This is a genomic window from Kluyvera ascorbata ATCC 33433 (assembly GCF_000735365.1).
In the GTDB taxonomy this organism is placed as follows: domain Bacteria; phylum Pseudomonadota; class Gammaproteobacteria; order Enterobacterales; family Enterobacteriaceae; genus Kluyvera; species Kluyvera ascorbata.
Window position 1 is genome coordinate 1 of record NZ_JMPL01000171.1, and the last position, 6,851, is coordinate 6,851.

The 6,851-nt window shown below is 57.6% G+C and carries 5 protein-coding genes; 1 reads left to right on the forward strand and 4 read right to left on the reverse strand.

From position 1 onward, the window contains the following. Nucleotides 1–82: hypothetical protein (locus GKAS_RS25405; protein ID WP_246870762.1), on the forward strand; the 82-nt coding region annotated here is incomplete at its 5' end. 120 nt (nucleotides 83–202) lie between these two features. Here GKAS_RS25405 and GKAS_RS22150 read toward each other — a convergent pair. From GKAS_RS22150 to parC, 4 genes are all read right to left on the reverse strand, one after another. After that, nucleotides 203–2,374 (reverse strand): YgiQ family radical SAM protein, encoded by a 2,172-nt coding sequence (locus GKAS_RS22150; protein WP_035897531.1) that lies wholly within the window; start codon nucleotides 2,372–2,374, stop codon nucleotides 203–205. Nucleotides 2,375–2,522: 148 nt separating this feature from the next. Then, a complete protein-coding gene (ftsP, locus tag GKAS_RS22155; protein WP_035897532.1) occupies nucleotides 2,523–3,935 on the reverse strand; it encodes a cell division protein FtsP in 1,413 nt (470 codons plus the stop codon). A 99-nt stretch (nucleotides 3,936–4,034) separates the two neighbouring features. Continuing rightward, nucleotides 4,035–4,772, reverse strand: a complete 738-nt coding sequence (plsC, locus tag GKAS_RS22160) for a 1-acylglycerol-3-phosphate O-acyltransferase (RefSeq protein ID WP_035897533.1) — start codon at nucleotides 4,770–4,772, stop codon at nucleotides 4,035–4,037. Nucleotides 4,773–4,953: 181 nt separating this feature from the next. Continuing rightward, a partial coding sequence (parC, locus tag GKAS_RS22165) for a DNA topoisomerase IV subunit A (protein WP_035897535.1) occupies nucleotides 4,954–6,851 on the reverse strand: 1,898 nt, incomplete at its 5' end.

Below are 6,851 nucleotides of genomic sequence, written 5' to 3' on the forward strand. Positions count from 1 at the left end.
GGATAAAGATGAGCTGAGCGAAATTGCGAAGCTGGATCAGGGCAAGCGTTTAGGGCCGGACCCGGACCAGTTTGGTGGTTAGGTTGTATCGAGTACCGGATGGCGGCTACGCCTTATCCGGCCTACAAATCATCGAGTAGGCCTGATAAGCGCAGCGCCATCAGGCATAAAATACCCGGCATTTGCCGGGTATTTTTTTAGCTCAACGAGACGCGGGTTTAGGGCGTTTTTTGATGCCGCCAGGCGTCTGGCGCTGATGCGCCACCGGCGTATGCTTGGTCAGCGCCGGGCGGGTGTTGCGGTTCTGGCGACGCGCTTCGCGCATTTCATCCAACGTCGGCGCAGGCACCAGGCAATCACGACGGCTGCCGATCAGATGCTTTTTGCCCATCGTCTCCAGCGCCGTACGAATCAGCAGCCAGTTAGCCGGATCGTGATAGCGCAGCAGCGCTTTATGCAGACGGCGCTGCTTATCGCCTTTCGGGATCACCACGTCTTCACTCTTATAGCCAATTTTACCCAGCGGGTTCTTGCCGGTGTAATACATGGTGGTCGAGTTCGCCAGCGGCGACGGGTAGAAGTTCTGTACCTGGTCCAGACGGAAGCGGTGCTGCTTGAGCCACAGCGCCAGGTTCACCATATCTTCATCGCGCGTTCCCGGATGGGCGGAGATAAAGTACGGAATCAGATACTGCTCTTTACCGGCCTGCTTCGAATAAGTGTCGAACAGCTCTTTAAAGCGGTGATAGCTGCCCATCCCCGGCTTCATCATTTTCGACAGCGGCCCTTCTTCGGTATGTTCCGGCGCAATCTTCAGATAGCCGCCCACGTGGTGGGTAGCTAGCTCTTTGATATAGCGCGGGTCTTCCACCGCCAGGTCGTAACGCACACCGGAGGCAATCAGGATTTTCTTGATGCCTTTCAGGTCGCGGGCGCGGCGATACAGATTGATCGTCGGCGTGTGGTCGGTATCCATATGCGAACAGATTTCCGGGTACACGCAGGAGAGACGACGACAGGTCTGCTCCGCACGCGGCGACTTACAGCGCAGCATATACATATTTGCCGTTGGGCCACCCAGGTCGGAGATAATGCCGGTAAAGCCCGGTACCGTATCGCGAATAGCTTCGATTTCGTTGATGATCGAATCTTCGGAGCGGCTCTGAATAATACGGCCTTCATGCTCGGTGATGGAGCAGAAGGAACAGCCGCCGAAGCAGCCGCGCATGATATTGATAGAGAAACGAATCATATCGTACGCCGGAATACGCGCCTTACCGTATGACGGGTGCGGAACGCGCTGATACGGCAGCGCAAACACGCTGTCCATCTCTTCGGTGGAGAGTGGAATTGCAGGCGGGTTAATCCAGATATAGCGGTCGCCCTGTTTTTGCATCAGCGCACGGGCGCTGCCCGGGTTTCCTTCGTGGTGCAGAATACGGGAGGCATGGGCGTACAATACCTTGTCGCCTTTAACCTTCTCAAAAGACGGCAGCAGCACGTAGGTTTTCTCCCACGGCTTAGGGCGCGGCGGCTGCACGGTAACGGCTTTGGCTTCCTGTTTTTTTGGTGCTACCGGTTTGTTGTCAGCACACGGCAGATCGTCGCCGTACGGATGCGGAATCGGGTCGATTTTCCCCGGGGTGTCGATGCGGGTTGAATCGACGCCAGACCAGCCCGGCAGCGCTTCTTTGACGATGATCGCCGTGTTACGCACATCGCGAATCTGCGCGATGGGTTCGCCCGCCGCCAGACGGTGCGCCACTTCAACGAGCGGACGCTCGCCGTTGCCGAACATCAGCATGTCGGCTTTGGCGTCAATCAGCACCGAACGGCGCACGGTATCGGACCAGTAATCATAGTGCGCGGTACGACGCAGGCTGGCTTCGATGCCGCCGAGAATGACCGGCACATCTTTCCACGCCTCTTTACAGCGCTGGGTATAGACCAGCGTGGCGCGGTCCGGGCGTTTGCCCGCGACGTTGTCTGGGGTATAGGCATCGTCATGGCGCAGCTTGCGGTCTGCGGTGTAGCGGTTGATCATCGAGTCCATGTTGCCCGCGGTGACGCCGAAGAACAGGTTCGGTTTGCCCAGACGCATAAAGTCGTCTTTGCTGTTCCAGTCCGGCTGAGCAATGATCCCCACGCGGAAGCCCTGCGCTTCCAGCATACGGCCACAAATCGCCATCCCGAAGCTCGGGTGGTCAACGTAGGCGTCGCCGGTTACCAGAATGATGTCGCAGCTATCCCAGCCAAGTTGATCCATCTCTTCACGTGACATCGGCAAAAACGGAGCCGGCCCAAAACAGGCAGCCCAGTACTGCGGCCAGGAGAAAAGGTCGCGATCCGGTTGGATCAGGGAGATAGCGCTCATATTGCTTCCGAAAAATTGGCAAAAAAATAGACAAAGGCCGGGGATTATAAGCCCGATCGCCCTACTAATGAAGTGGGAATTTTTAACGAGGTGTGAGTCCCGGCGTCGCTGCGCTCAGCCGGGTTACAAAGATGCCGGGGGTTTTTGATTACGGCGCCGGGTTCACCAGAATCTGTCCGATAGAACCACGGTCAGCAAGCTCCAGCGTCTGGCTGGCGTACTGGAACGGGAAGTGCGGCCATGACGGCTGTGAGTAATAGACCAGCAGCTCTACCTGGCCATCAATCCAGACCGTATCTTTCCAGCCGCGGTCTTCCGGCAGCGGCGTCGCGCCGTTGACGTTGCGAATCTGGAACATTACCCCTTCAATATGGAACGACTGCGGCGCATCGGCGCGTACCGTCCAGCGCTCCCAGGTTCCCTGTTGCGCGGTGATATCAATACGCTGCGGGTCCCACAGCTGGCCGTTGATGCCCGGATCGTCGCCCAACAGAATGTCACGGCTGCGAATCGGCGTGCCGCTGAGCACTTCCGTTGGCAGTATGCGCATTGGTAAGTTATCGGTCACTAACGGCAGAAGCCCCGTCGGACGCAGGGTCAGCACTAGAGTTGAGATCAAAATGCTCGATGGTTCAAAGAAGCCGCGAATACGTTCCATGATGCTGGCTGACTCGCCGCAGGTGATCGAGGCTTCGTCACCGTTGGTCATATCGACCAGCACTTCGCGGCGTTCGCCCGGTGCCAGGGAGATTTGCGTGGTGGAGACCGGCGCAGGCAGGAAGCCCTGATCGCTGGAAATCACATGCAGCGCACGGCCATCGCTCATCCGCAGCGAGTAGCGACGAGAGTTAGAGGCGTTCAGCAGGCGCAGGCGCACCCAGCCGCGTGACACTTCCACGTACGGCCCCTGTACGCCGTTGACCAGCAACGTATCGCCAACAAAGCCACCGCTGCCCGGCTCGTCGTACACCGGCGCGCCAAAGTTATCCAGGCGCTTATCCTGAATGATGACCGGGAAGTCGTCGACGCCGTAGTGGTTAGGGAATGGTAAGGACTTACTAACTTCATCTTCCACCAGCCACATGCCCGCCAGACCGTTATAGACCTGCTGCGCCATGTGGTTCGGCGTATTGGCCTGATACCACAGCGTTGATGCGCTCTGGCGAATCGGCAGCACCGGCGCCCAGTCGGCATTTGGCGTCATCATACGCGCCGCGCCGCCAATCAGTGGCCCAGGAACCTGCAGGCCGCGCACGGTCATGGCGACGTTTTCAGTCAGACGGTTGCTGTAGATGAGTTTGACATCGTCACCCTTCCAGACGCGGATCGTCGGCCCAAGATAGCGACCGTTGACGCCCCAGACGGACGCGCGCGTGCCCTGGGTAAACGACCAGTGCGCACGTTGCAGCGTTAGGAATAGCGGTTGCCCACGGCGAGACTCCAGCAGCGGAGGCACCGGCAATGCGGGCTGCTTCCCTGCGGCTTGAGCCCTCAGCGGCACGGTGCCCGCACAAAGCGCAACGCCCGAGGCCTGAATAAACTGACGCCGACTGAGTGACATATAAGCTCCATCAAAACGAACAAATCAAACGTGGGAAATCATTTTCCCGACAGTAAAACAGCGTACGACGCGAGCATTCACCCGTGCCATCAGCGGATATTACTTTTTACCGGCAGACTCACGCTGGGCCACTTCCTGGTCCAGCTCGTCGATTTTAGCCTTCATCACTTCACGGCAGTGCTTCGCCAGGTCACGAACCTGATCTTTACCCCACGCGCTGGTGTCGATTGGCTCCAGCATTTCCACAATCACCAGACCATTATTCCAGCGGTTGAGTTTAATCTTATTGGACGTATTCGACACACACACCGGGATAATTGGCACACCGGCGGCGATAGCCGCATGGAACGCGCCGGTTTTAAACGGCAGCAGGCCACGGCCACGGCTGCGGGTACCTTCCGGGAACATCCAGATGGAAATTTTGCGTTTCTTAAAGGTATCCGCGACTTCCGCAATGGTACTGTGCGCTTTCGCTTTGTTATTACGGTCGATCAGCAGGTTGCCGGTCAGCCAGTACAGCAGACCAAAGAACGGAACCCAGACCAGGCTCTTTTTACCGACCGTCACGGTTGGCGGCTGGACGATGTTCGCCGCCGTCACCATATCGTAGTTGTTCTGGTGGTTGGCGATATAAATCGCGTTGCCATAGTTCTCCGCGTCAGCCGGTTTGCGGGTTTCAACCTTTAAACCGAACACGGGCGCCATACGGCCAAACATATGGCCAAAGGTGGCGACGTGTTTTGGGTTACGCGGACTGAACAGGCAATAGATGCAGCCAAATATGCATACCAGGATGCAATAAATGACGACAATAATGACACGTAAAATAAATAGCATAGCGTCCTCTGAACCCTGAACCACTTAGAATGTTACCGATCAGGCGGGTGCCGACAGGATATATACCGGACAGGGCTTTGTTACTTGCAGACCCCTGCAAAGGGGTATTGTTAATCGCAACGGCTGAATTAACAACGGTTTCACGGTAATTTTTCCCCCCGCCTGACGACGGGGGAAATGATTACTCTTCGCTGTCACCCGCCGAAGCGCGCCGCGGTGAATCAATCTCAATGCGATCGATTTTTTGCAGGCCACGCATCAGGGTGCCGCGACGACCGCGCTCACCCGTGACTTTTTGCAGCTCTTCCGGGCGCAGTTTGATCTTACGTTTGCCCACGTGGAAGGTCAGCGTACTCTGCGGCGGCAGCACATACAGATGCGCCAGACTATCGACGCCGCTGGCCGCTTCCGCCGCCGGGATGTTGATAATCTTGTTACCCTTACCTTTCGATAGCTGCGGCAGGTCGCTCAGCGGGAACATCAGCATACGGCCCGCCGAGGTGATAGCCAGCAGCATATCGCTCTCGTCCTCGATGACCACCGGCGGCATCACGCGAGCGTTATCCGGCAGGGAAATCAGCGCCTTACCGGCACGGTTACGCGCCACCAGGTCATTGAAGGTACACAGGAAGCCGTAACCCGCATCAGACGCCATCAGCAGCTTGGTATCGTCGCCTTCCATCAACATGTGCTCAACGGTCGCGCCCGGCGGTAGCGTCAGTTTGCCGGTTAACGGCTCGCCCTGACCGCGCGCGGACGGCAGCGTAATCGGGTCGATGGCGTAGCTGCGACCAGTGGTATCGACAAACACCACCGGCTGGTTGCTCTTGCCTTTCACCGACGATTTCCAGCTATCGCCAGACTTATAGTTCAGCCCCTGAGCGTCAATGTCATGACCTTTCGCACTACGTACCCAGCCCATCTGCGACAGCACGATGGTGACAGGTTCAGACGGCAGCATGTCATGTTCGCTCATTGCTTTCGCTTCTTCGCGCTCATGCAGTGGGGAACGGCGATCGTCACCAAAGGCTTCGGCATCGGCCTGCAGCTCTTTCTTCATCAGGTTGCTCATCTTGCGTTCGGACGCCAGGATCGACTGCAGATGATCGCGCTCTTTGGCTAAATCATCCTGCTCACCGCGGATCTTCATCTCTTCGAGCTTCGCCAGGTGGCGCAATTTCAGCTCGAGGATCGCTTCCGCCTGGGTTTCGCTGATGCCAAAGCGCGACATCAGCGCCGGCTTCGGCTCATCTTCGTGACGGATAATCTCGATCACTTCATCGATGTTGAGGAACGCCACCAGCAAACCTTCGAGGATATGCAGGCGTTTGAGCACTTTCTCGAGGCGGTAGTTCAGACGACGACGTACGGTGTCGCGGCGGAACGCCAGCCATTCGGTGAGGATCTCCAGCAGGTTTTTCACCGCCGGACGACCATCCAGCCCGATCATGTTCAGGTTGATGCGGTAGCTCTTTTCCAGATCGGTGGTGGCGAACAGGTGGTGCATCACCGGTTCCATATCTACGCGGTTGGAACGCGGCACGATAACCAGACGAGTCGGGTTTTCGTGGTCGGATTCGTCGCGCAGGTCATCGACCATCGGCAGCTTTTTATTGCGCATCTGCGCCGCGATCTGTTCCAGCACCTTGGCGCCGGAAACCTGATGCGGCAGTGCGGTAATCACCACCGCGCCGTCTTCTTTATTCCACACCGCACGCATGCGCACGGAGCCACGGCCATTCTGGTAAATTTTGCGGATTTCCGCGCGCGAGGTGATGATTTCTGCCTCGGTCGGGTAGTCCGGGCCCTGAACGATATCCAGCACCTCGTCGAGCGTGGTCTGCGGTTTTTCAATCAGGGTAATCGCGGCTTTCGCCACTTCACGCAGGTTATGCGGCGGGATATCCGTCGCCATACCCACGGCGATGCCGGTAGTGCCGTTCAGCAGGATGTTAGGCAGGCGCGCAGGCAGCATTTTCGGCTCCTGCATGGTGCCGTCAAAGTTTGGCACCCAATCAGCCGTGCCCTGCCCCAGCTCGCTTAACAGCAGCTCGGAATATTTCGACAGGCGAGATTCGG